Consider the following 21,688-nt stretch of genomic DNA (forward strand, 5'->3'; position numbering starts at 1 on the left):
TACATAGAGCTCTATTACAATAGGGTGCGCATGCATTCCACCCTGGGCTACATGTCTCCAGTGGAATACGAGCGGCAATACGCTTGAGGATCCTTAAAAGAAAGTCCAGTTTATCCTTCCCACTCCAGTTTTCCATGAGTATAGACCTCAGGGTGAAGCACGACCTGGAGTCCAGGAGGCGGGCCGTCGAGCTCTTCGACGCCGGCGTCGGCTGCAAGCCGGCGGCCGAGACCCTGTCCGTCTCCCGCGAGACCGTGAGAGAATGGCAGTGGGTATACCGGGCGTTCGGAAGCGAGGCGCTGCTGTCCATGGGCGGGAAACAATCCAGGTACACATTCGAGCAGAGGGTCGCCGCGGCGTCGGCCGTGGTCGACGGCGGGATGGCGAAGACCGACGCCATGGCCGAGTTCGGGATCAGGTCGAAGTCCCCGCTGGAGCGCTGGTGCAGGCTCTACCGCGAGGGCGGCGCCGAGGCGCTGCGGCCCGGACCGAAGGGCAGGCCGAGGGGGTCGAGGTCGAAGCCCCGGGCCCGCACCCGCGAGCAGGAGCTCGAGGAGCGCTGCCGCAGGCTCGAGGCCGAGGTCGCCTACCTAAAAAAATTGCGCGCCCTGGTCGAGCGGGACGGGCTCTGACCAGGGCGGCGGCCGAGGCGGTGAGGGCGCTGAGGGCGGAGGGGCACTCCCTGCGCCACCTGCTGGAGTGCTCGGGGCTCAGGAGGTCGACCTACTACTACGCGCTGGCGCACCCGCGGAGGCCGACCAGGCCCGAACTGCGCGACGCCGCGGCCGAGATATTCTCGCGCACCGCCAACGGCTGCGGGCACCGGCAGATAGCCATGTGCCTGCGTGCCGAGCTGGGCGCGGTCGTGGCCGACAAGACCGTGCTCAAGATGATGCGCGAGATGGGCATCCGGTGCGGGATACGCCGCCGGGCCTCCCGCCGCCGGTACAGCTCCTACAGGGGGCTCGTGGGGAGCACGTTCGAGAACGTCATCGCGAGGGACTTCGGCGCCGAGGGGCCGTGGCAGAAGCTCGGCACCGACGTCACCGAGTTCAAGGTCGCCGGCGCCAAGGCCTACTGGGCCCCGGTGCTCGACTTCTGCACGAAGGAGATCGTGGCGAGCGACATATCGACCTCGCCGGACCTCGCCCAGCAGCACAGGATGCTCGACCGGCTCCTCGAGGCCCTGCCCGGCGGGGCGGCGCCGACCATGCACTCGGACATGGGCTGGCAGTACCAGCACGAGTCCTACACCTCCAGGCTGGAGGGGGCGGGCATCACCCAGAGCATGTCGCGCAAGGGGAACTGCATCGACAACGCCGCCACCGAGCAGCTCTTCGGCCACGTGAAGGACGAGTTCTACCGCGGCAGGGAGTGGGGCAGCTTCGAGGACTTCAAGCGCGACCTGGAGGAGTACATAGCCCATTGGAACACGCGGCGCAGGCAGGTAAAATTGAAGGGCCTGACGCCGGAGGAGTTCCGGAACCGGGCCCTTGCGGCGTAGTCGCTATTTATTCAGTCCAAGTTTCGGGGCGCAGTTCACTGTCCCCTTTGTGGTGGTTATTGTTTGAGTGGGCGTTAGGGGCGGACCTGGCCGGTGCCGCGGAGCTTGTATTTGTAGGTGGTGAGGGCCTCGGCAGCAAAGGGGCCGCGGGCGTGGAGCTTTTGGGTCGAGATGCCGATCTCGGCGCCCAGGCCAAACTCGCCGCCGTCAGTGAAGCGCGTGCTGGCGTTGGCGTACACGGCCGAGGCATCGACCGCATCCAGGAAGCGCTCGCAAGCGTCCGTGTCCTCGGCAACGATGGCCTCGGAGTGCATCGTGCCGTAGCGATTGACGTGTGCGATGGCCTGGTCCTCGTTTGCCACGACCTTCACGCTCATCTCGAGCGCCAGGTACTCGCGACCCCAGTCCTCCTCAGTCGCGGCGACGTAGTCATCGCCCTCCACAAAGCCGGCGTCGGCGCACGCGGCGCACGTGGCCTCGTCGCCGTGAATGAGCACGCCGTGATCGTGCAGCACGGCAACGACCGCAGGCAAAAACGCATCGCCCACAGCATGGTCGACCAGCAGCGACTCGGCGGCATTGCACACGCCTACGCGCTGGGTCTTGGCATTAACGATAATGTTGAGCGCCTTATCAAAGTCGGCGGATTCATGCACGTAGATGTGGCAGTTGCCCGTGCCCGTCTCAATCACCGGCACAAGCGACTCGCGCACGCAGCGCTGGATCAGGCCTGCACCGCCGCGCGGAATGAGTACGTCGACAATGCCGCGGAGCTTCATGAGCTCGCCAGTGGCCTCGCGGTCGGTGGACTCGATCATCGACACGGCCTCGCGCGGGAAGCCCTTGGCCTCGAGCGCATCGGCCAGCAGCTCGGCGATCATGGCACACGAGTGATAGGCCAGCGAGCCGCCGCGCAGAATGCAGGCGTTGCCGGTACGGATGCAGATGCCTGCGGCGTCGGCCGTCACGTTGGGGCGCGCCTCGTAGACCATAGCGACCAGGCCCAGCGGAACACTCACACGGGTCAGGTCCACGCCGCTTGCAAGCACGCGGTGGTCGAGCACGCGGCCCACGGGATCGGGCAGCTCGGCGAGCTTTTCCAGGCCGGCGGCCATGCCCTCGACGCGCTCAGGCGTCAGCAGCAGGCGATCGAGCAGTCCGGCCGAGGTACCCGCATCGCACGCGGCGGACATGTCGAGCTCGTTGGCGGCGACGATGGAGTCGACACCGTTGCGCAGTGCTGCGGCCATGGCGCGCACGGCCTCCTGGCGCTGCTCATCGCTCGCCGTGGCAAGCGAGGCCGACGCTGCCTTGGCGGCAACGGCAAGATCGTGGACATACGTGGCTATATCGACCGACATGGGCGGCCCTTTCTCCTAGAAGTTTGCAACCATGGTAGCCGATTTGTGCATGGCCTCGCCCGCGGCGGTAGAATTGGTCAACCCGAAACACCGCAACGAACGGAAGACTCACATGGCCCTCATCACTTCGTACCACGTCCCCGGCCTTTACGTCGAGGATCACAGCATCGATGTCCCCCTTGACTGGCGCGGCCTGGAGCCGATGCTCCTGGCCGTCGGCAGCACCATGCGCCGCGGCGCTATGCCGGCACCCATCGCCGGCGCGCCCGAGAGCATCAAGCTCTTCTACCGCGTGGTTTGCGCGCCCGACCGCATCAACGACGATCTGCCGCTGCTCCTGTTTTTGCAGGGCGGCCCCGGCGGCGAGAGCCCGCGTCCGCTGTCGCCCACAAGCGACGGCTGGATCGAGGAGGCCGTCAAGCACTTCCGCGTGGTCCTTCCCGACCAGCGCGGCACCGGACGCAGTAGCTGTGTAGACGGGCGCACGATTGCCGCACTGGGCGAGCGCGCGACGGCGACCGGCTCCGATGCCGCACGCTCGCAGGCTGACTTCCTCAAGCGCCACCTCGCCAGCTCCATCGTGCGCGATTTTGAGTACCTGCGCCTAGTGGGCTTTGGCGGCAAGCCGTGGGTCACGCTCGGCCAAAGCTACGGCGGTTTTTTGACGCTGAGCTACCTGTCGCTCTTCCCCGAGGGCGTGGCGGCGAGCTTTACCTGCGGCGGAATCCCCCACGTGCCGGCGAGCGCAAGCGAGGTCTACGCGCACACCTTCCCGCGTATGGCCGCCAAGACGCAGCAGTATTATGACCGCTATCCCGCTGACGTCGAGCGCGTGGCAGCCCTGGCCGATGCGCTCGAGGCTCAGAAGCCCGTGCTGCCCGACGGCTCGCCGATGACGGTCGAGCGCCTACAGCTCATGGGCAGCGACTTTGGCATGAAGCCGAGCTTTGAGCGTATGCATTGGATTATCGATCACGCTTTTGTTGACGGCGACGGCACGCTGACCTGCGGCGCCTCGGTATCTGACAGCTTTTTGATGCGCGCCTTCGAGCGCACCAACACGCGCACGAATCCGCTGTACTGGACGCTGCAGGAGTTCATATACGCCGACGGCGACACTATGCCCATTGGTTGGGCCGCGGCCGAAGAGAAGGCACACCGCGCCGAGTTCGACACCCTCGCGCGCCCGCTCATGTTTACCGGCGAGGCCATGTTCCCGTGGATGTTCGAGCAGATGCCCGAGCTCAAGCCCTTCAAGCCCGCCATGGACCTGCTGATGGAAGACACCAGCTGGGACAAGATCTACGACCCGCAGCGCCTGGCCTGCAACGAGGTGCCGCTCCAGGCCGCGGTGTATTTCGACGACATGTACGTGGATTCGGGCCTGCAGCTCGATACGCTCAGCCGCGTGGGCAACTCGCATGCCTGGGTGACCAACGAGTTCGAGCACGACGGCCTGCACGGCAGCGTGGTGTTCAAGCACCTCTTCGACGAAGCCCTCAACCGCGGAGACCTGCGCCAGATCTTCTAGCAAAGGAGTGTCCCCACCTGCCGGCACAAAAGGAACGTCCCCAAGTGCCGGCACGAGAAAGACAGCGCTGCGAGAAACGATCCGCAGCGCTGTCTTTCTTTATGCAAATACGATCAAGTTATCCCTGTGGATTGCCGGCTTCTCGGCCAGGTTAGCGAGCAGGCGGTTGCTGGCGATCTGGTCCTGGCGGCGACCGGCGGCAAGCTCCAGCACGTCCGAATCGGCCTCAGCGATACCGCGGGCGACGACCATACCGCTCGGATCGCACACATCGAGCACATCGCCCTCGGCAAACTGGCCATCGACCTCGCGAATACCTACCGCAAGCAGGGAAGAGCCACGACTGACCAGCGCCTTCGCAGCACCATCATCGACCGTCACCGAGCCATGCGCCTTGTCGCCCAGCGCGATCCACAGCTTGCGGGGTGCGATGTCCAGACGCTCCGCCGGCGGATCGAACAGCGTGCCCACGCTCTCGCCGCGGGCGAGGCGCACGAGCGCATCGGGCTCCTCACCCGAGCAAATCACGCTCTGAATGCCCGCCGTCATCAGGATGCGGCTCGCGCGAATCTTGGTGATCATGCCGCCCGTGCCCACCGAAGTCGAAGAATCGCCTGCCGAGGCGATAATCTTGGCATCGATCTTATGCACGACCGGGACGAACTCGGCCGTGGGGTCCTCGTGCGGATTGGCGGTATAGAGGCCATCGATGTCCGAGAGCGTCACGCACAGATCGGCAGATACCAGGCAGCTCACGAGCGCCGCCAGTGTGTCGTTGTCGCCAAACTTGATCTCGTCGACGGTAACGGTGTCGTTCTCGTTGACGACCGGCACCACGCCCAGCTCCACCAGACGCAGCAGGGCGTCGCGCGCGTGCAGGTAGGACGTGCGACGCGCCGTGTCGTGACGCGTGAGCAGCACGAGCGAGGTGAGCAGGTCGCGCGCATGGAACTCCTCGTCGTAGGCCGACGAGATGATGCACTGACCAGCCGAGGCGCAGGCCTGCAGGCTCGGAAGGTCGCCGACCGGCTTGCGGTCGAAGCCCAACACGGGATAGCCACAGGCAATAGCGCCCGAGCTCACCACGACCAGACGCCAGCCGAGCTTGCGCAGCGCTGCAGCTTGATCGGCAAGTCCGCCGATAAAGGCGCGGTTGACCTTGCCATCGGCGCCCACCACCGTGGACGAACCGATCTTTACCACCATCGTTTTATAAGAAGTCGTCATACGTCAAACCAATCAACTGTTCAGCGAACGGCCGAGCTGGCGGCCAAGGGAGCGTGACTCGCCCCTACCGCCCAAGGAATCATTTTGCCCAGGGGAAAGCCGAGGCCGCGGCCATATTCTTGCGCACGAGCTCGTCGCGCACCTGGGCCAGGCCCTGTTCCATACCCACCACGTAGGTCTGCGGATACAGGAAGCGCTTGAAAGCCGCATCCAGATGATCGAGCGCCCAAACACAGCGCTCGCGCGCGTCCTGGATGCTCTCACGCGGAGCCACCGCACTGCCGTCGCGCACGATCGGCACCAACAGCTCACGATACTCAAGTTCGGACACGTCGGTCACCAGGGCGGCATCATTCACGGCCACGAGGGTATTGCCGCGCGCGGCGCCCTCCCCCGCCAGATGGTCCTCGTCGTAGATCATGTCGCAGACCGGGCCGCCAAAGCCGTCGTAATAACGGCGCACGCGCTGTACGCCCGGGATTGTGCGCTTATAGGGCTGCTCGGAGAGCTTGACCACCGGCGTCCACGGGTCGGCCTCGCTCGCACGGCGGGCGGAAAGCTTGTACACGCCGCCCAGCGCCGGCTGGTCGTAGCAGGTCGCGAGCTTGGTACCCACGCCAAAGCTATCGATGGGCGCGCCCTGGTCGAGCAGCGACTGAATCGTGTACTCGTCCAGGTCGTTGGACACCGAGATACCCACATAGGGCAGGCCCTCGGCATCAAAACGGCCGCGAACATACTTGGAGAGCTTGGCAAGGTCGCCGGAGTCGATGCGAATAGCCGACAGGCGCTCGCCCACCGCCTCCATCTCCTTGGCAACCGTAATGGCATGCTCGCAGCCCTCGCGCACGTCATAGGTGTCGATGAGCAGCGTGCAGTTCTTGGGGCTCGACTTGGCAAAGGCGCGGAAGGCCTCGAGCTCGGAATCGAAGCTCATCACCCAGCTGTGCGCATGCGTGCCAAAGACGGGAATACCGTAGCGGCGGCCGGCGAGCACATTGGACGTAGAGGAGCAGCCGGCAACGTAGCTCGCGCGCGCAACAGCTAGGCCGCCATCGGGGCCCTGGGCACGGCGCAGGCCAAACTCCGCCACGGGGCGACCGTCAGCGGCGAGCACCACGCGCGCCGTCTTGGTGGCGACAAGCGTCTGGAAGCCGACGATGTTGAGCAGCGCCGTCTCGAGCAGCTGGCACTCCAGCGCCGGACCGGTGACGCGCACCATGGGCTCGCGCGGAAAAACGAGCTCGCCCTCGGGCACGGCGTCAATGTTCACATGCGCGCGGAAGTTGCGCAGGTAGTCGAGGAATGCGGGTTTAAACATCGCACCGCCGGCGGGAGCCTGAAGCGAGTCGAGGTACTCGATGTCATCGGACGTAAAGCGCAGGTTCTCGACGAGCTCAGGAAGCTCGGCGGTGCCGCACATGACGGCGTACGCGCTGCCAAACGGATGGTCACGGTAAAACGCCGTAAAACAACCTTGCTCATTGGCTTTGCCGCTCTCCCACAGGCCCTGGGCCATAGTGAGCTCGTACAGATCGGTGAGCATTGCGATGTCGGTGGGATGCGAGATGTCGGTCAAAGCCATGGGGCGACCTTTCGGATGCGTTGTGCAGAAGTTGAGGGTTGGACGAGGCGGAATACGCGAGTGGGGCGTCGGGTGCGGTTCGGTTAGTGCAGACCCATGCTGCCCGTGATCGTGTAGCCCATAAAGACGATAAACCCAATCAGGGCGAGCGCGATGATGAGCTTTTGAGCCGGCGGCATGCCGGGAATATCGTCCTCGTCCACAGGCTCTTTAGAGGTAACCATGCGCTGGGCAAACGTCATCTCGTCACGGCTCGGCTTGGAATCGACGGGCTTGGGACGAGCGGCTTTTTTAGGCTGCGGTTTGGGCGCGACGGGCGCCGACTCGGATGTGGCCTTGGCGACGGCCCCCTCGGCCTTCGCACGCTCGGCGCGCAGGGCAGCCAGCTCCTCACGCTCGCGACGGGCCTCTTCCCGAGCCTCGCGGCGGGCCTTCTCAGCGCGGAGCTCTTCCAACTCAGCGCGCTCCTCGTCGGACAATGGTTGGGACTCAAGCTCGGCCATGGTATAGCCCTTTCTTTTAAAAAAAGCCGCCGACACAATGTCAGCGGCTTATCAAATCCAAGGGTGGAGACGAAGGGAGTCGAACCCTCGGCCTCTGCCATGCGACGGCAGCGCTCTCCCAACTGAGCTACGTCCCCAGGACAAGTCGATATTTTACCTACGGCTCGCCAACTGTCAACGCCCAATAACCAGTCTTTTTGGGGCGCGGCTATTTTGGCAACTTTTCGAACAGGCGATCCTCTCGATGATTTTTTATCCCCGTCCCAGAAAAATCATCGACGAACGCACTACTTTGCGCTGGTAAGAACACCGGTGGTGTCGAAGGCCGGGGTGAAGCTCTCGTCTACCGCGCCGCCCTCTTGCCAGAACATCGTCGTAAAACCCAGGTCGTCGGCATGGTCGAGCACCTGCTCGTACTCCTCACGCGTCACGGCGCGTGCCAGGTCGCCGCCCTGCTCGCGCATGAGCGCATTGGGCGTGTACTGGTTCATAACCGAGATCGGCACGTCGCCCACCGTCTGCCACACCAGGTCCAGCACGCGACACGAATCGTCTGCATGCCCCGGAAGCACCAGGTGACGCACGATCATGCCACGCTTCATAAGCCCGTCCTCGTCCACCAACTCTCCCCCGCGGCGCTCGATCTCGCGCGCCATCTGGGCCAGACCCGACACGGCCACACGCGGGTAATCCTTTATATGGGAGAGCGACTGCGCAAGCCCGGCATCGGCATATTTAAAGTCGGTGAGCCACACATCGACCAGGTCGCCCAGCGCCGCCACGGCACTCGCGCGCTCGTAACCACTCGTGTTGTAGACGATTGGGATAACCAGTCCGCGCGCCCGTGCCGCGGCAATCGCGGCAGGCAACAGGTGCGCATAGTGCGTCGCCGTCACCAAATTGATGTTGTTGGCACCCTGGTCCTGCAGTTCCAGCATAATCTCGACCAGGCGCTCAGGCGAAATCTCAAGGCCAAAATTGCCGGTCGAGATCTCGTGGTTCTGGCAGTAGATACATTTGAGCGAGCAGCCGCTAAAGAAGATCGTGCCCGAACCGGCCTCGCCCGAGATAGGCGGCTCCTCCCACATATGAAGCGCGGCGCGGGCCACCTTGAGCGTGTCGTTAGCACCGCAGACGCCGTGCGCGCCCTCATCGCGCGCCGCACCGCAACGGCGCGGACACAAATGGCAGGCGGGCGAAAAAAGTTCGGTCAACGACGTCGGCATAAAACCATGCTCCAAAACAACGATTCAGCAGCTCAAACGTAAAGGGATCAACCCCACAGACGGCTCGAGCCCAAGGCGCCGTAATCGTCCGACACGATTTTTGTAATGTCAAGACTGGAATCGATAAAGTGCCGCTTTATGATGTAGGTATTCCGCCCCCCGCGGAGCAACTGGGTGAACCGTCGCGTTTATTTAGGGAGCCCACACAGTCGTACCTAGTACAGGTATCCTTCGTTGTTAAGGACGCTGGAACAGTCGATGAGGGCACCCACCTGTTTTAGGTGGGTTCATTTTCGTAACGTGGGGGGTGGTTTTCTTTTGCCGAAAATCACCATTACAGTCCATATGGATCCCCGCCGGCATCCCGACAAGCCATCGACAACATCCCAATATCTGGTAAGCGCGTGATTATCGCTGCGTGCAATTCCATGTACCCCCCTTGGTCGAGTATTATGGTTCGGCTATGCCCTTTGCGCATGGCGTTCTTCTGACCTTTTCCTTCGACGCTTGGCGGTTTTTAGATTCATGGCTTCATCCCCGAGCTACATACCGTACCTATGCGTGGCAGCGGCGGCCTTTATCACGACCTTCCTCGCGGTGCCCCTGGTCAAGCGCTTGGCAATTAAGCTCGATGCCGTCGACTATCCTTCTAAGCGCCGCATCAACACCAAGCCCATCCCGCGTTTGGGCGGAACGGCGGTGTTTTTGGGCCTGGTCGTCGCCTGCACTGTGCAAATCCTAGGCACCTGGTACCTGGGTTGGCCGCCCGTTTTGGTGCCCCACCCCCGTCTGCACATCAGCTACCCCATGCTGGCGCTCTCCTTTACCGTCATCTTTGCGACCGGCGCTATCGACGACGTCTTCCAGCTCACGCCCAAGCAAAAGCTGGCCGGACAAGTCCTCGCCGCGCTTATCGCCTGTATCGGCGGCCTAAAAATCGGCGTCATCGTCAACCCGTTTGCCCCCGGCGAGATCATGCTCGGATGGCTCGCCTACCCCATCACCGTAATCTATCTGGTGGCATTCACCAACATCATTAACCTCATCGACGGCCTCGACGGCTTGGCCACGGGCATCTGCGGCATCGCGTCGTTCACCATGTTTTCGATGGCCGTTCTCTCGGGCCGCATCGACGCCGCCGCGCTCTCCATTGCGCTCTTTGGCGCCTGTCTGGCCTTTTTGCGCTACAACTTCAACCCCGCAAGCATCTTCTTGGGCGACTCGGGGTCGCTGCTTCTGGGCTTTGCGCTGGGCTCCATCTCGCTGCTCAACGTGAGCCGCACCGCCGCACTCACCTCGCTTATCATCCCGCTCATCGTTGCCGGCGTGCCCATCATCGACACGTTTAGCGCCATTGTGCGCCGCAAGCGCGCCCACATTAGCATCGGGCAGGCCGACAAGGGCCACATCCACCACCGCCTGATCCAAGAAGGCTACAACCAAAAACAGGCCGTGCTGCTCATCTATGCCTGGTGCATCATGCTTTCGGCCGGCGCCGCCGCGATTAACCAGGTCGAGGTGCCCATGCGTGTGCTCATCTTTACCGTGCTCGCCATTGGCTCGGCGGCCTTTGCCAAGCATCTGCATCTGTTTGAGCCCGTGCTGCGCCACCATTACAACAAGCGCACGCACGAGGACGAGCTCGTCACCCCCGACGACCCCGCTTTTGAGCAGGAGGAGCAGGCAGCCGAGGAGCGCAAAGAAGAGCGCCACCACAAGCTCTAGGGCAAGCTGCCAAGGATGTGCCAAGGCACCGTTGGCCAAGCGCAGCCGCGCCGCACCCACCGCACAAGCCACCCCTCTCCCGCCCCTCGCCTACTTACGTCCCGCCCCTCCAATAAACGCGTTATCATCTTGACCCATGAACATACGTTAGGAGCAATCATGCCAAACGAGAACAGCTACGAAGTCGCGCTGCAAAAGAGCAACGCCATTCGCGAGGGCCTGGCCAATACGCCCGAGAAGTTCACCATGCTCACCGGTGATCGCCCCACCGGCCGTCTGCACCTGGGCCACTACTTCGGTACCCTCAAGGGCCGTGTTGAGCTGCAGGACATGGGCGCCAAGACCAACGTGCTCATCGCCGACTACCAGGTCATCACTGACCGCGACACCACCGAGCACATCCAGGACAACGTGTACAACATGGTCATGGACTACCTTGCCTGCGGCATCGACCCCGACAAGACCATGATCTACGCGCACTCCGCCGTGCCCGCCGCCAACCAGCTCATGCTGCCGTTCCTGTCGCTGGTGTCCGAGGCCGAGCTGGCGCGCAACCCCACGGTCAAGGCCGAGATGGAGGCCTCGGGCCACGAGCTTACCGGCCTCCTGCTCACCTACCCGGTGCACCAGGCCTGCGACATCCTGTTCTGCAAGGGCAACGTGGTGCCGGTCGGTCGCGACCAGCTGCCGCACATCGAGCTCACCCGCACCATCGCCCGCCGCTTTAACAACCGCTACGGCAAGGTGTTCCCCGAGGTCGAGGCGCTGCTGTCCGAGACCCCGCTGCTGCCCGGCCTGGACGGCCGCAAGATGAGCAAGAGCTACGGCAACGCCATCAATATTTCGATGACCGCCGAGGAGACGGCCAAACGCATCAAGAAGAGCCAGACCGACTCCGAGCGCATGATCACGTTCGATCCCGAGAACCGCCCCGGCGTGTCCGGCCTGCTTTCGACCGCCGCCATCTGCACCGGTCGCTCCGAGGTCGAGATTGCCGAGGAGATCGGCATGGGCGGCTCCGGCCAGCTCAAGAAGTACGTGACCGAGGCCGTCAACGAGTACTTCGCGCCGATCCGCGAGCGCCGTCAGCGCTACGAGAACGATCTGGACTATGTAAAGGACGTCCTGCACGAGGGCAACCGTCGCGCCAACGAGATCGCCGATCAGACCCTGGCAGAGGTTCAGGACGCCATGGGCATGGTGTACTAGACCGATCTGCTGGCTTGAGCTTTCGATTGCTTTAGGGCGGGCGCTACGGCGTCCGCCTTTTTTGATGCCCGACCTGTTCGGCTCCGCCCATCGCACTCCCCCGACAAACAGGAACAGGCCCGCCGGCAGTTAGTTGCCAGCGGGCCTGTTCCCGAAGTACACCGTTGAATCGCACAGAGGGGAGGAATGCGAATCAAACTCAACAGGGCAGGCTTTTTCATCGCCTATTGCCTGCTCCGTTGCTGAATACAATATAGTTCACCGTGGTTTACTTTCTAGCGTCAATATGCTCCGCCACACCTTCTCCATAAGTTAGCCCAGGTAAACCTGCAACGGAAAACCACCACAAAGGGGACAGGCACCTTTGTGGTGGTTTTGACCACGGCAGAGCTGTTAGAGTCCGGCAGGCCAACGACAGACGGCCAGGTCGACGTGCATGTCGTCCTTAAACGCCACACCCTCCCCTAGCAAAAGCTCACGTTGAGCATCGGGACCGCCAAAAGCAAAACCCTCGCATATGCGCCCGTCGGCAAACACCACGCGGTGACAGGGAATCTCGCCGGGGCGCGGATTGCTATGCAGGGTATGCCCCACATACCGCGCACTTCGTGGTCGACCGGCAAGCAGCGCCACCTGACCATACGTGGCGACCATCCCCTCGGGGATCTGCTCGACCACCTCGTACACCCGTTCAAAAAAGCCCTCAGACGCCATTGCGTGCTCCTTTCAACCGAACCCAGCATAAACCACCACAAAGGTACCTGTCCCCTTTGTGGTGGTTTTGACCGGAAAGCTAGTTGGCGGGGCGGAAGAAGGCTACGGCTACAGCGCCGGGGCCCACGTGGGTGCCGATGGTGGCGCCGATAGTGTGGATGGGCAGCTCACCCTCGGCATGGCCGGCCCACAACGCGGCACTGTCCTCGATATACTTCTTGAGCACCGCATCCGAAAGACCCGTATAGCCGAGCGCCAGCGGCATGGAAAAGTCGATGCCGCCCGCCTTTTCGACCTTTTGGTTCAGCAGGTTGCGGCCGTTCTTGGAACCGCGCGCCTTGCCCAGCTGCACGATCAGACCGTCCTCGACAGCCACCACAGGCTTTACGTTGAGCAGCGTGCCCACGGCGCCGGCCGCAGCAGACAGACGACCGCCGCGCACCAGGTACTCCAGCGTCTCGAGCAGGCCGATGACGACCACGCGGTCACGGACGGCCTCGACGGCCGCCGCGATCTGGGCCGCACTACGGCCCTCATCCACCAGGCGCAGGGCATACTCGACCAGGACACGCTCGCCCAGAGTGACGTTATTGCTATCCACCACGTACACGTCGCCGCCCGGCGCCTCGGCAAGTGCGGTACGGGCACTCTGATTGGTGCCTGATAGCTTAGCGCCCACGGTAATAATCACAGCCTCATCGCCGGCTTCACGAACCTTGGCAATCGCCTGCGAAAACGCGTACGGGTTGACCTGGCCGGTCTTGGGCAGCTCATCGCGCTCCACGAGCATCTCGTAAAAGCGCTGGTGATCGATGTCGATGCCATCCATGTACACATCGGTGCCAAAGGTGACGGACAGCGGCAAAACGGCCAGTGCTGGGTGCTCGGCCGGCGACATATCGCTTGCGGAATCGGTAATAATGCGGACGGACATAGCGAATCCTTTCTTGCGCAGGTCCCGCGCAGGGAATTTTGACAGCAAGGCCCCGGCACGGTATACGCGCTCAAACAGGACTATGCAGTTGTTAATTGGAAGCAAAAGCCTTGGCGGCCCTACAGCTCGCGCAGGGTGTTGAGAATCGTGCGCAGCGACGCATACATCTGCTCGCGCTGCTCCACACCCATAGCCTTACCGGTGGTATCGAGCACCTCGCGAATGATGCGGTCCGCTTCGCTCATGCTCTCGCCGCCCAGAGCGGTCAGGCGCACCGGAGCACGATACTTAACGGCGGCATCGCCCGAATCGTCGACCTCGACGTAGCCGCCCTCCTCCAGATGCGCGAGCGTACGCGAGACGGCGGCGCGGGTCACGCCTGCCATGCGAGCCAGGTCAGCGCCAGTCAGGCCGTCCTTGCTGCGCTCAAGATAGTAAAGGCACATAACGTCGGAGCCCTTGAGGCCCAGCCTTGCGCCCTCGGATGTCTTAATGCGCTGAATCTCCTTGTAGAGCCCGCTGATCAGTCCGACAAAGTCCTCGAAACGTGTCTCGTCGTTCTGCTGCATGGGAGACGACCGCCTTTCGCTTGCATAATGCTTACGGGTAAACATCTTAGTCGCATAAGGCGACACCCGTACCCAAATACCCCATTTGTTAACCCATCAACATAAAAACCACCACAAAGAGGACAGGTACCTTTGTGGTGGTTTGGGGCATCAATAGGTTCTAGGCGCCGCTACAGTTCCACGCAAGGATTGTCGCGGGTCACAAGCGTCTTAATGACAACCGTCGCTCCCAGATAGCGCTCAAGCAGCTCGGCTAAGCGATCGATCGCAGCCTGGCAATCCCCCATCCGCTCGGGCTCCACGCACTCAATCGCCAGGAACGCATCGGCCGAATCATCGGACAGCGCCGTGCGAACGCCGTCGCGCCAGTTCCAGCAGCGGCACACAGCGCCCGCATCGTCGATGTAGGCGAGCTCGCCGGGCAGCGTCGGATCGTCCGCCTCCTCGCCAAGCGGCAAGAACGCATCGCCACCGTCGGTCACCTTCAGGCGAAGGTCCCCCTCGATCGCATGCAGATCCTCGCCTCCCACGGGCAGCGCGTAGGTCAGCGACACCGTGTTGTAAATATCCACCGCGGGCGTAATGTGGCCCACCGGCTTGCCTTTGAGCACGCGTTTGAGCAAGTTCTCGATCGAGCAGCGCGCGCCCTTTTTGGTCTTGAACAGACGATAGGCCTCGCGCCATGCCTTGACCGGTGCGTTCTCGCTGATAGTATCGCTGGTCAGATGACGCTCCGCATCGATATTGGCGCGGTCGAGCAACGCCGCAATCGCATCCACGTCCTCTTGAGGAATCCGAGCCGTGGGCTTCATGCCTTCCACGACCACAACACCGACCGCTGCCTGCGGAAACAGCTCCCAGAATGAATCCTCGGCAATAAAGCTCTTCATACGCTCTCCCTTCATTGTGCGCGCCCGAGTGAGGGCGCCTAAACAAAAAGCGCCCTTACGACGGCCACCTTCAAAGTCCTACGGTGCCGTCACAAGAGCGCTTGCGCTGTCCCCATCCGGAGAAGGGGACGATATGTCAGGCGTATTGTAACCCGAGTCTTCCGCGCGAGCAAAACCACCACAACGGTGTCTGTCCCCTTTGTGGTGGATATGGACTCGCGGCGACGCTAGTGACGGAGTCCCAGTAGGCCGCGGCCGCGATGACGGGCCTCGGCGGACACCTGGGCGTGCGGTCCGGCAGCCTTGACGGACTCGGGCAGGTGCGAGTACTTCTTCTCGAAGTTCTCCTCGAACATCACCGCCAGGTTATGCGCTGCCTCGTCGTAGCGAGCGGTGCTCTGCCAGTACTGGCGCGGCACCAGGATGCCGTCGGGCACACCGTGGCACGTCGTGGGAATGTCGACGTTAAAGATGTCGTCGTGCACGAACTCGCTATCCTCGATGGTGCCGTCGAGGGCGCGCGCGACCAGCGAGCGCGTGTAGGCCAGCTCGATGCGATGACCCACGCCGTAGCCGCCGCCGATCCAGCCGGTGTTGACCAGGTAGACGCGCGTGCGGCCGTCGGCGATGCGCTCGCCAAGCATCTTAGCGTAGACCATGGGGTCGAGTGGCATAAACGGCTCGCCGAACAGCGAAGAGAACGTGGGCGTGGGCTCGATGACGCCGACTTCGGTGCCGGGAATCTTAGCCGTAAAGCCCGTCACAAAGTGGTACATGGCGGCGTCGGCCGTCAGGCGCGAGATGGGCGGCAGCACACCAAAAGCGTCGCAAGTCAGGAACAGCACGACACTCGGAGTGGTGCCCATGCCCTTAGTCCACGCGTTAGGAATGTGCTCCACGGGATAGGCCACGCGCGTGTTGTGTGTGATCGAGATGTCATCGTAGTTGGGCTTGCGGTTCTCGTCGAGCACCACGTTTTCGCAGATCGCGCCAAAGCGGACAGCGTTGAAGATCTCGGGCTCGTGGAAGGCGTCCAGGCCCTCGCATTTGGCGTAGCAGCCACCCTCGATGTTGAAGATGCCCATGTCGGACCAACCGTGCTCGTCGTCGCCGATCAGCAGGCGCGTGGGATCGGCCGAAAGCGTGGTCTTGCCGGTGCCGGACAGGCCAAAGAACACGGCAGTCTCGTGCGTGACGGGATCCATGCTGGCCGAGCAGTGCATGGGCAGCACGTCATCCTCGACGGGCAGCAGGTAATTCATAACGCTGAAGATGGACTTTTTGATCTCGCCGGAGTAGCCGGTGCCGGCGATCAGAATCACGCGTTCCTGGAAGTTGATGACCACGGCGGCGCTGGAGTTGAGGCCCTTGATGGCAGGATCGCACTGGTAACCGGGCGCTGCGAGCACGCAGAAGTCGGGCTCGCCGGTGCGCGCGATTTCGCGGGCGAGCGGACGGGCGAGCATTTGCTTAATGAAGAGTGCCTGGCTGGCACGCTCGCAGGCAACAAGCAGGCGACGCGTGTGGTTGCGGTCAGCGCCCGCCATGCCGCGCGTGACGAACACGTCGCGCTCGTTGAGATAGTCGACGATGCCGGCCTTGATGGCCTCATAGCTCTCGACGGACAGTGGGCGGTTGACCGCACCCCAGGCGATCTTGTCGTGAACATCGGGGGTGTCAACGATAAAACGATCGTTGGGCGAACGACCAGTGCGCTCCCCCGTCTCGATCACGAGCGCGCCATTAGAAGCCATACGGCCCTCTTTGCGACGAATAGCGTGCTCGACAAGCTCTGCCGCCGGCAGGTCCACCAGCAGACGGGGTTGATTCTCGGCGGGATCTTCGACCAGCGTAATACCAAAATTGGACAGAACTTCTGCAGGGGTAACACCAGGCATGGGGCCTCCTTTAAAAACGCGGCACGTGGACGCGGCGCGCACTTTACTCACGTAAAGCCCGTTGTACCCGATATGCAAAAACGTTTTTGCGGCAAGGGCGGCAAGCCCGCCCAACGGTCAAAAATCGCAGGCAAGCGGCCTAGTCATTGGGGACGCTTTTAAACGACTAGTCATTGGGGACACTCTTGAACAGACAACATTCAAGGAGTGTCCCCGGATGCCGGCACTTAGGGACGTTCCCAAAGTGCCGGCACATAAGGAACGTCCCTAAGTGCCGACTACAGCGGCAGGCCTTGGCCGAGCATGGCTATGGCGCTCATCAGGACCAGCATGCCGGCGGCGTAGGGCAGGACGGCGCCCAGGAGTTCGGCATCCTTACCGCGCACGAGCACGGCGGCAAGACCAATGGCGAGGGTCTGCGGCGAGATCATCTTACCGGCGGCGACGCCCAGGGCGTTCAACGCGACCATCCAGTAGTCGCTCACACCCAGCGCAGTGGCAGCCTGGCTCTGAATGGGGCCAAACAGCATGCCCGAGGACGTGCCCGAGCCGGTCACAAACGCACCAACCGCACCGATCCACGGAGCCAGAATCGGGTACAGCCCACCGGCGACGGCGATGCAGAACGCGCTGATCGAAGAGATCATGCCCGCATAGCCCATCACCTTGGCACAGCCCAGCACCGAAAGCATCGTGATCACCGTCGGCATCATCTGCTTCACAGTCGCGGCCAGCACCTCGCCCATCATGCGTGGCGAAGCACCCTGAATGGCACCGCCGACAAACGCGGCCAGGAAGATCCAGACGCCTGGCGTGTTGATCCACGAAAACGTAAGCGTACCGGGGTTCTCGCCGCAATACACCTGCACGTGGCTTGCAAAGGGCGCAAGCGCGGCATGCACGGCGGGCACCAGGTTGGACGTACCCAGCAGCAGTACAAAAATCAGAATGAAGCACGACCAGGCCGAAAGCGCCGATTTAACGGTGAGCTTCTCCCCCGCCTCGATATTCATGTGAAAGCGTGCGTCCAGATGCCCCGACTTCTCGGCACGCATGGCAAGCGCAGCTGTCAGCACGAGCGAAACGATGGATCCTACGACCACGGCCAGCTCGGGACCCACAAACATGGCAACGACCAGAGCCGCGCCGACAAACGACACGCCGGAGAGCAACGCCACGCCGGCAACACCGTGCAGACGCTCGCCCACACTCGCGGCATTGCCCTGGTCATCGGCAACACGGCCCGCAACCAGCACAATAAATAGCGGCATCACCACAAAGAACGGTGCGAGCTGCACCAGCTGAACGGTCGCTAGGTGAAGGGAATCCAAACCCACCAGGTCGGCAACGGACACCGTGGGGATGCCGATGGAGCCGTAGGGCGTGGGCACGCCGTTGGCCAGCAGGCAGATGAGCACGGCAGGCACGGCCTCAAAACCCAGGCCCGCGAGCATGCCGGCGGGAATGGCGACAGCGGTACCGAAGCCGGCCATGCCCTCCATAAAGCCACCGAAGCACCAAGCCACGAGCAGCGCCAGCAGACGGCGGTCGCTGCTGATGGAGGTGATCATGCTGCCGATCACCTCCATAGCGCCCGTACGAACGCACAGGTTATACGTGAACACCGCGGCGATGATCACCAGGACGATGGGCCACAGAGCCATCAAAAAACCTTCGAGCGAGGCGGTCGCGATCTGCGCTGCCGGCAGGTGCCACCATGCGAAGGCAAGCAAGCACGAAAGGACAAACGATCCGATAGCGGCCTTCCAAGCTGGCCATTTAAAGCACAGCAGCATCACGACCAGCCAAATAATCGGCACAAGAGCCAGTAAGAATGCGGCGACGTCCATAGGTAGAAGCTCCTTGGTGCCGCGTGGGCGGCATCGGGGGGTGTCACAAAACTTCAACAGGATACCGCACACTTACCGACAAATTACAGCCGCCTGCCGAAAATATTGAACAATCCGTTCAAAAACACGAGCGAACACCGTCGCGTCTATACTAGAGCGCAGCAATAGAAAGGACTCCGCCTTGAGCATCACGCCCCTCGATAGCATCCGCCGCGCCATCGCCCGCCGCAACGGCATCTCCAACCCCGCTGCATCGAGAGACGGCGCCGCGAAGGCCCGGGGCGGCCGCATCGAGAACGGCCTCTTCCCTGCCTCGCACACTGCCGAGGAACTCGCACGCATCCAAGAGCTGAGCCAGCGCAACGCCGGCGGCCCCGACAGCAGCCAGGCCACGCGCCGTCGCCGGCGCGAACGCGATCGGGAGCCCGGCCCCATCCGCCGCATGGTCAACGCTTGGTGGAACCGCCTGCTCGGCGCCGTTTACGGCGGCGGCTTCTCCATGCAGGAAGCGGAATACGAGGAGCACGCCACCCGCCGCGACTATCTCTGGAATACCCTGGGCACCGCCGTGTGGGGCTTGGCGTTTCCGCTGCTCACCATCGTGTCTACGCAGCTCGTGGGCGCCGAAGAAGCAGGCAAATTCTCCATCGCCTTTGTCACCGGCACGCTCATCATGATCGCGTGCAACTACGGCGTGCGCAATTTCCAGGTCTCGGATATCGACGAAAAGACGTCCTTTGCCTCCTACCAGCTCAACCGCTGGCTTTGCGGAGCGCTCGCCCTAGGCTGCGGCCTCATGTACAGCAGCGCCCGCGGCTATGACACGCAGATGGCGACGATCGGCCTGGGCGTCTACCTGTATAAGGTCATCGACGGCGTCGCCGACGTGTACGAAGGCCGCCTGCAGCAGGCCGACAAGCTCTACCTGGCTGGCATGAGCCAAACGCTACGCTCCGTCGGCGTCATCGCGGTCTTTAGCGTGGCACTGTTCCTCACGCGCAGCATGTCCATCGCGGCCATGGCCATGGGCATTGCCGCGATCGCCTCGCTCGTGCTGGTCACCGCGCCGCTCGCCCTGCTCGAGACCGAAAAATCGCGCCGCGTAAGCCTGCGCGAGGTCGGCCACCTGTTTGTCCAGTGCGCCCCACTCTTTGGCGCGCTATTCCTGTTCAACCTTATCGAAAGCATGCCCAAGTTTGTGATGGAAGGAACGCTGGCCTACAAATTCCAGCTGTACTTTAATGCCCTGTTTTTTCCAGCTCAGGCTATTCTGTTGAGCATTGGATTTGTCTATAAACCGCAGCTCCTGCGCTTGTCGAGCATTTGGGCTAATCCTCGCAAGCGTCGTCGCTTTGACCTGATTATCGTTGCCGTTATGGCGCTGATCGTGATCATCACCGGCGTGTGCGCCGCATTTATGGCAGGTCCCGGTATTCCCCTCATGAGCTTTATGTACGGTCTCAGCTTTGAACGCTACCGTACGCTGGCGCTGCTGATGGTCGTCGCCGGCGGCGTCACCGCGGCCATCGACTTTATCTACGCCATCATCACGGTGCTGCGCCACGCTGGAGACGTCACCAAGATCTACCTGATCTGCTTTGCCGTGAGCGTGGTGCTCCCGGTGATTCTGATCAATCTGCTCTGCCTGACGGGCGCCGTCGTGAGCTACCTAGCCATCATGGCCCTACTGCTGGTACTGTTGATTATCGAGTACGCCCACATCCGCCAACGCATAGAGAGGGACCGGAATCCGTACGGCGCCTAATTGCGGCGATGGGAGAAGCTAATTTGCGGTGGAATCACCCCGGCGGGAGTCTCGTTGCGGACACGCAAAACTAAGTGAGTAGACTTTTACCGAATCCCGCACCACACCGACAAAGCACAAGTCCGTGACCTGCGGTTTTATTGAGGCAAATATGTTGGGTGCTCGGCATTTCCAAAAAAGTCTACTCACTTAGCCAGCGGGCAGCCAAATGATTATTTAATCCCCGTCCGAGAGAAGTCAATTAGCGGGCAGAAGGGCAAAAGTAGTCAAAAAAGCCCCGTCCCAAATTAGCTACCGCTTGCACCGATTATTCGCCCGGGTTGATGTTCGCGTAGAACTCCGCCCCGTCGTCCAGGCGCAGGATGCCCACGCGGCCGAACTCGGAGCCGGTGGCGGCGGCGCAGTCGATGTCGATGCGATCGGGCACACCGGCAGTGTCCTCGCCGCCCAAGCGCACGATCTGCCCTCGTCCCGATTCCTCATCGAGCCCCGCAAGACCACCGACCTCGCAATAACGCCCGAGCGACACCGTTGGCGTGTGGCCACTCACCACGACCGGACCCTTGCCCTCGGCAGAAAGCAGCCCCGTCGGGGCATCCCAATAGCCATGGCGAATCCAGAGCAAGTCATCGGACGACTGTACGGCGAGCATTTGCTGCAGCAGCTCGCGATCGGCATCGACCGCTCCCCTGCCGTCGCCGCAATCGACACCATGCTCAAGCAAAAACGCACGCGCCGCCTCGGTCTGAATGCCGGCGTGCACCAGCAGGTACGGCCGCTCGGCAGTCTCGACCACCGCGTAGAGCGGCAGCGCGGCCATCCATCGCACGAGCTCCTCGTATGCCTCAAATTCCATGTCGTTGAGCTGCTCGCGCGTCGTCCAGCCACCGTTGATATCCCAGGTCTCGGCATCGAGCGGATCCTGGCCAATGATGGCATCGAGCATGATCTGCTCGTGATTACCCTTGAGCACGTGGGCGTTGGGCAGCGAACGCACGAGCTTAATAACGCCGACCGGATCGGGCCCGCGATCGATCATGTCGCCCAGCACGTACAGCGTGTCGTCGGACGTCAACGAGATCTTAGACAGGGCCTCGTCAAGCGCACGCACGTGCCCGTGAGCATCAGATGTCACATAGATCGCCATGGTACGCCTCTCCTTGCATTGCGGCCTAAGCCCGGCGCCGCAACTAAAAC

18 protein-coding genes and 1 tRNA gene are annotated in these 21,688 nt (G+C 62.4%); 6 read left to right on the top strand and 13 right to left on the bottom strand.

Annotation, left to right across the window (positions count from 1 at the left end; all coding sequences use genetic code 11):
* Positions 1–134: 134 nt before the first annotated feature.
* Entirely contained in the window at positions 135–632 is a 498-nt protein-coding gene (locus AAAX34_RS04265; protein ID WP_349110096.1) for a helix-turn-helix domain-containing protein, read from the top strand.
* A gap of 20 nt (positions 633–652) precedes the next feature.
* Positions 653–1,504 (top strand): IS3 family transposase, encoded by an 852-nt coding sequence (locus AAAX34_RS04270; RefSeq protein WP_349110097.1) that lies wholly within the window; start codon positions 653–655, stop codon positions 1,502–1,504.
* A 74-nt stretch (positions 1,505–1,578) separates the two neighbouring features.
* Here AAAX34_RS04270 and AAAX34_RS04275 read toward each other — a convergent pair whose 3' ends face one another.
* On the bottom strand, positions 1,579–2,865 hold the full coding sequence (locus tag AAAX34_RS04275) for a glutamate-5-semialdehyde dehydrogenase (protein WP_349110098.1): 1,287 nt from the start codon (positions 2,863–2,865) through the stop codon (positions 1,579–1,581).
* A gap of 112 nt (positions 2,866–2,977) precedes the next feature.
* On the opposite strand from AAAX34_RS04275, the gene AAAX34_RS04280 reads away from it, so the two are divergent.
* A complete protein-coding gene (locus AAAX34_RS04280; RefSeq protein ID WP_349110100.1) occupies positions 2,978–4,396 on the top strand; it encodes an alpha/beta fold hydrolase in 1,419 nt (472 codons plus the stop codon).
* A 99-nt stretch (positions 4,397–4,495) separates the two neighbouring features.
* Here the strand turns inward: AAAX34_RS04280 and proB are convergent, their stop codons facing one another.
* The 5 genes from proB to AAAX34_RS04305 all read right to left on the bottom strand — a co-directional run bounded on the left by proB (position 4,496) and on the right by AAAX34_RS04305 (position 8,925).
* Positions 4,496–5,623: a glutamate 5-kinase gene (gene proB / locus AAAX34_RS04285; RefSeq protein WP_035137237.1), complete on the bottom strand. Its 1,128-nt coding sequence runs from the start codon at positions 5,621–5,623 to the stop codon at positions 4,496–4,498.
* A 79-nt stretch (positions 5,624–5,702) separates the two neighbouring features.
* Entirely contained in the window at positions 5,703–7,208 is a 1,506-nt protein-coding gene (locus AAAX34_RS04290; protein ID WP_349110102.1) for a nicotinate phosphoribosyltransferase, read from the bottom strand.
* Positions 7,209–7,291: 83 nt separating this feature from the next.
* The gene (locus AAAX34_RS04295) at positions 7,292–7,711 is read right to left on the bottom strand and encodes a hypothetical protein (protein WP_349110103.1); all 420 of its coding nucleotides are present in this window, start codon (positions 7,709–7,711) and stop codon (positions 7,292–7,294) included.
* Between the two features lie 64 nt (positions 7,712–7,775).
* A tRNA-Ala gene (locus tag AAAX34_RS04300) sits at positions 7,776–7,848 on the bottom strand.
* Between the two features lie 150 nt (positions 7,849–7,998).
* Entirely contained in the window at positions 7,999–8,925 is a 927-nt protein-coding gene (locus AAAX34_RS04305; RefSeq protein WP_341864611.1) for a radical SAM protein, read from the bottom strand.
* A 537-nt stretch (positions 8,926–9,462) separates the two neighbouring features.
* Between AAAX34_RS04305 and AAAX34_RS04310 the strand changes: the two genes are divergently transcribed.
* A complete protein-coding gene (locus AAAX34_RS04310) occupies positions 9,463–10,662 on the top strand; it encodes an MraY family glycosyltransferase (protein WP_349110106.1) in 1,200 nt (399 codons plus the stop codon).
* A 159-nt stretch (positions 10,663–10,821) separates the two neighbouring features.
* Positions 10,822–11,871 (top strand): tryptophan--tRNA ligase, encoded by a 1,050-nt coding sequence (trpS, locus tag AAAX34_RS04315; protein WP_022094797.1) that lies wholly within the window; start codon positions 10,822–10,824, stop codon positions 11,869–11,871.
* Between the two features lie 393 nt (positions 11,872–12,264).
* On the opposite strand, the gene AAAX34_RS04320 is transcribed toward trpS, so the two are convergent.
* The 6 genes from AAAX34_RS04320 to AAAX34_RS04345 form a co-directional block, all read right to left on the bottom strand.
* Positions 12,265–12,585 carry an MGMT family protein gene (locus AAAX34_RS04320; RefSeq protein ID WP_349110108.1) on the bottom strand — a complete coding sequence of 107 codons (321 nt, stop codon included), beginning with the start codon at positions 12,583–12,585 and terminating at the stop codon, positions 12,265–12,267.
* Between the two features lie 79 nt (positions 12,586–12,664).
* Positions 12,665–13,519 (bottom strand): DegV family protein, encoded by an 855-nt coding sequence (locus AAAX34_RS04325; protein WP_152067984.1) that lies wholly within the window; start codon positions 13,517–13,519, stop codon positions 12,665–12,667.
* 119 nt (positions 13,520–13,638) lie between these two features.
* Entirely contained in the window at positions 13,639–14,088 is a 450-nt protein-coding gene (locus AAAX34_RS04330; protein ID WP_035137250.1) for a MarR family transcriptional regulator, read from the bottom strand.
* Between the two features lie 170 nt (positions 14,089–14,258).
* On the bottom strand, positions 14,259–14,978 hold the full coding sequence (locus AAAX34_RS04335) for a phenylalanine--tRNA ligase beta subunit-related protein (RefSeq protein WP_349110110.1): 720 nt from the start codon (positions 14,976–14,978) through the stop codon (positions 14,259–14,261).
* Between the two features lie 227 nt (positions 14,979–15,205).
* Entirely contained in the window at positions 15,206–16,876 is a 1,671-nt protein-coding gene (gene pckA / locus AAAX34_RS04340) for a phosphoenolpyruvate carboxykinase (ATP) (RefSeq protein WP_349110111.1), read from the bottom strand.
* Between the two features lie 278 nt (positions 16,877–17,154).
* Positions 17,155–18,726, bottom strand: a complete 1,572-nt coding sequence (locus tag AAAX34_RS04345; RefSeq protein WP_349110112.1) for an L-lactate permease — start codon at positions 18,724–18,726, stop codon at positions 17,155–17,157.
* Between the two features lie 181 nt (positions 18,727–18,907).
* Between AAAX34_RS04345 and AAAX34_RS04350 the strand changes: the two genes are divergently transcribed.
* The gene (locus tag AAAX34_RS04350) at positions 18,908–20,491 is read left to right on the top strand and encodes a lipopolysaccharide biosynthesis protein (protein WP_349110113.1); all 1,584 of its coding nucleotides are present in this window, start codon (positions 18,908–18,910) and stop codon (positions 20,489–20,491) included.
* Between the two features lie 307 nt (positions 20,492–20,798).
* On the opposite strand, the gene AAAX34_RS04355 is transcribed toward AAAX34_RS04350, so the two are convergent.
* On the bottom strand, positions 20,799–21,638 hold the full coding sequence (locus tag AAAX34_RS04355; protein ID WP_349110114.1) for a metallophosphoesterase family protein: 840 nt from the start codon (positions 21,636–21,638) through the stop codon (positions 20,799–20,801).
* Positions 21,639–21,688: the final 50 nt, after the last annotated feature.

Source organism: Collinsella sp. CLA-ER-H4 (genome assembly GCF_040092395.1).
Lineage (GTDB): Bacteria > Actinomycetota > Coriobacteriia > Coriobacteriales > Coriobacteriaceae > Collinsella.

What these genes read in the sequence shown, in the direction of transcription:
- AAAX34_RS04265 (WP_349110096.1), top strand. Translation starts at nt 135, where the DNA reads ATGAGTATAGACCTCAGGGTGAAGCACGACCTGGAGTCCAGGAGGCGG.
- AAAX34_RS04275 (WP_349110098.1), bottom strand. Translation starts at nt 2,865, where the DNA reads ATGTCGGTCGATATAGCCACGTATGTCCACGATCTTGCCGTTGCCGCC.
- AAAX34_RS04280 (WP_349110100.1), top strand. Translation starts at nt 2,978, where the DNA reads ATGGCCCTCATCACTTCGTACCACGTCCCCGGCCTTTACGTCGAGGAT.
- proB (WP_035137237.1), bottom strand. Translation starts at nt 5,623, where the DNA reads ATGACGACTTCTTATAAAACGATGGTGGTAAAGATCGGTTCGTCCACG.
- AAAX34_RS04290 (WP_349110102.1), bottom strand. Translation starts at nt 7,208, where the DNA reads ATGGCTTTGACCGACATCTCGCATCCCACCGACATCGCAATGCTCACC.
- AAAX34_RS04295 (WP_349110103.1), bottom strand. Translation starts at nt 7,711, where the DNA reads ATGGCCGAGCTTGAGTCCCAACCATTGTCCGACGAGGAGCGCGCTGAG.
- AAAX34_RS04310 (WP_349110106.1), top strand. Translation starts at nt 9,463, where the DNA reads ATGGCTTCATCCCCGAGCTACATACCGTACCTATGCGTGGCAGCGGCG.
- trpS (WP_022094797.1), top strand. Translation starts at nt 10,822, where the DNA reads ATGCCAAACGAGAACAGCTACGAAGTCGCGCTGCAAAAGAGCAACGCC.
- AAAX34_RS04320 (WP_349110108.1), bottom strand. Translation starts at nt 12,585, where the DNA reads ATGGCGTCTGAGGGCTTTTTTGAACGGGTGTACGAGGTGGTCGAGCAG.
- AAAX34_RS04325 (WP_152067984.1), bottom strand. Translation starts at nt 13,519, where the DNA reads ATGTCCGTCCGCATTATTACCGATTCCGCAAGCGATATGTCGCCGGCC.
- AAAX34_RS04330 (WP_035137250.1), bottom strand. Translation starts at nt 14,088, where the DNA reads ATGCAGCAGAACGACGAGACACGTTTCGAGGACTTTGTCGGACTGATC.
- AAAX34_RS04335 (WP_349110110.1), bottom strand. Translation starts at nt 14,978, where the DNA reads ATGAAGAGCTTTATTGCCGAGGATTCATTCTGGGAGCTGTTTCCGCAG.
- pckA (WP_349110111.1), bottom strand. Translation starts at nt 16,876, where the DNA reads ATGCCTGGTGTTACCCCTGCAGAAGTTCTGTCCAATTTTGGTATTACG.
- AAAX34_RS04345 (WP_349110112.1), bottom strand. Translation starts at nt 18,726, where the DNA reads ATGGACGTCGCCGCATTCTTACTGGCTCTTGTGCCGATTATTTGGCTG.
- AAAX34_RS04355 (WP_349110114.1), bottom strand. Translation starts at nt 21,638, where the DNA reads ATGGCGATCTATGTGACATCTGATGCTCACGGGCACGTGCGTGCGCTT.